Genomic DNA, 2,079 nt, shown 5'->3' with positions numbered 1-2,079 from the left:
AGCGTCCGGCTTCTTTGGCCGCTTTCATGGGCAGAATGCGGTATTCATCGGCCCATTCTGAAACCGTCAGTCGTGTATCGGGTTTCAGGCCAGCAAAGAAACCGTTTATATAAGGGCTGGACATAAGAAAAGAGGACTCTATCCGTGGCTAAGTCACAACTCCAAAGATTGCTCTGGTTGCAGGGAAACCAGTGTTTCTACTGTAAGAGAGTGCTTCAACCCTGTGATGCCAGTATTGATCATGTCGTACCCAAAAGCCTGGGAGGCCAGGATATCGTCGATAACAAGGTGGTCTGCTGCAAAACCATTAACCACGTATTTGCCGACATGCCACTGAAAGAAAAGTTGCGCTGCATTATTCAGTGGAAGGGGCAGATACCCTGCCCCAAAGCAACTCAAGCTAAGTAAGCGTCAGAACGACCCGCATACCAGCTTGCTATAAAGTCATGAGTACTCCAAATACTCAGTAAGCTAGAACCAACTACCCCACTGATATCTATGGTATTTGTATGGATCCTTTGGCAACCATTATTGCATTCTTTAGAATCTTCATTGCTTCCCGTAAACGCTCAATTGTCTGATTAAAATCAAGCAAACCACTAGAGTTTGTTATACGCCAATCTTCGCAGATGCATACAGTCATGTATTGGCCGTTCCCAAAGCGGGATGGTCGAGTGACTGTCAAACGGAAGGAATCATCTTTTGACACCGAAAGAATCTGCTTATGCCACTGACTTCTCAGCTGACGACGTTCCTCCTTATTGTTAACTGCTATTTTAAAACACAGCTTGTTTTGTTCTAGCTGGAGGTATTGCTCAGAATGCTCATCGCAAAAAGCGGACCACCAATAACCAAAGAAGCCACCGGAAGGATTGGCAACATACCCCCAGTCTCCCGTACCCAGCTCTTCCTGCAATCGGATATAAAAACCGATCCACTGGTCGCCAGTCCATTGAGATACGTCGATGTTAAGGTAGCCCTTAACTCGATTTTCAATACTCTGCAAATGACCACGGTAGTCCAGCAGAATCTGATTACTTCCCAGATAACTATTCAAAACAGTCAGAAAATCCTGTCGGAGAAAAGGGGTGTAGCCATTGTCTTTGACCACTTTATAAGATCCCTGATCGCGGGTTTGCAGATAAATCAGTATTATCTTGTTACTATCATAATGCCTATTAGCTATTTCATATTTATAGCGTTCAAGTTGGTTGGAGTGCTGTTTAGTCCCAACCTTGTCCTCAATAAGAACAGCATATTCACCGTTGATAATACAGAGAATATCGATATTACTGTCCTGTTTCCGGACCTGAACTGAATTGATGGTTTCAGGCAGAGTTTTTCCCTGTTTATGGAAGAGTGCATCTAAAAGGCTCAAACCGCAGGTGTGCAGTTCTGCATTTTCACTTTTAAGCGCTGGGTCAGCCCAGCAGAGTAGCCAACAGATAAAGGCATCTTGGGAAAGCTCACTGGTAGCAAAACGGAAAATATTCGGTATAGTCATATTTTTCATTTCTAATGGTGCTGCATTTTTACCTGACATATACCATCACAACTTTACCCCACAGACAACTGAATTAAGGTTCAGCTAAAGCTAAAGCATCCACTAAAAAAATAATTCTCAGTCAATGTTCGCCAATTTTTCCAGAGCCTGCCCAATTTCATTTTCTAATAACTGACGAACAGCCAGTGAATCTTCTTCAGCAGCCAGAACATCGGCCAGACGATCCGGGATACCCAATAATGCGTCTCTGAGCATCCTCCCAGCCCGGAACGCATCATCACGTACTTTTGCCGCATCCGTTAACTTACCAGCCTTTTCCTCATACTCCATCCTAGCCATTTTTGCCCTGAAGGCTTCCCGCATAGTGCGAGCCGTGACGAAATCCACCGCCTGTCTTGAATCAGTGGGGGCCACTGGCAAGTGGTCTTGGGAAGCAGGTTTCCTCAGCACAGTTGAGGGCTCAGCCTGGGCCTGAATCGCCTTCAGGGCCTCGTCCGGATTGACCTTGCCCTTGTGCAGACGAATCTTGCCGGACTTGACCAATTTGGCCACATATTGGCGGCTCCAGCCTTGAC

Annotated in this window: 3 protein-coding genes; 1 reads left to right on the top strand and 2 read right to left on the bottom strand. The window is 45.8% G+C overall.

Going from position 1 to position 2,079, the window contains the following annotated elements:
* Positions 1-144 precede the first annotated feature (144 nt).
* Complete coding sequence (locus KDK19_RS21545; protein WP_257292918.1) at positions 145-408, top strand: HNH endonuclease; 264 nt, start codon at positions 145-147, stop codon at positions 406-408.
* 88 nt (positions 409-496) lie between these two features.
* On the opposite strand, the gene KDK19_RS21540 is transcribed toward KDK19_RS21545, so the two are convergent.
* Together KDK19_RS21540 and KDK19_RS21535 are read right to left on the bottom strand one after the other, a co-directional pair.
* Positions 497-1,504 (bottom strand): PD-(D/E)XK nuclease family protein, encoded by a 1,008-nt coding sequence (locus tag KDK19_RS21540; protein ID WP_257292917.1) that lies wholly within the window; start codon positions 1,502-1,504, stop codon positions 497-499.
* Between the two features lie 117 nt (positions 1,505-1,621).
* On the bottom strand, positions 1,622-2,079 hold a 458-nt coding region (locus KDK19_RS21535; protein WP_257292916.1), incomplete at its 5' end, for a hypothetical protein.

The sequence above is a fragment of the Endozoicomonas sp. ONNA1 genome (assembly GCF_024606325.1).
Classification (GTDB): Bacteria; Pseudomonadota; Gammaproteobacteria; order Pseudomonadales; family Endozoicomonadaceae; genus Endozoicomonas_A.
This window is presented reverse-complemented; position numbering and strand designations above follow the sequence as displayed.

Excerpts from the sequence above, each read along its gene's own strand:
- KDK19_RS21540 (WP_257292917.1), bottom strand. The coding sequence starts at position 1,504 with ATGACTATACCGAATATTTTCCGTTTTGCTACCAGTGAGCTTTCCCAA.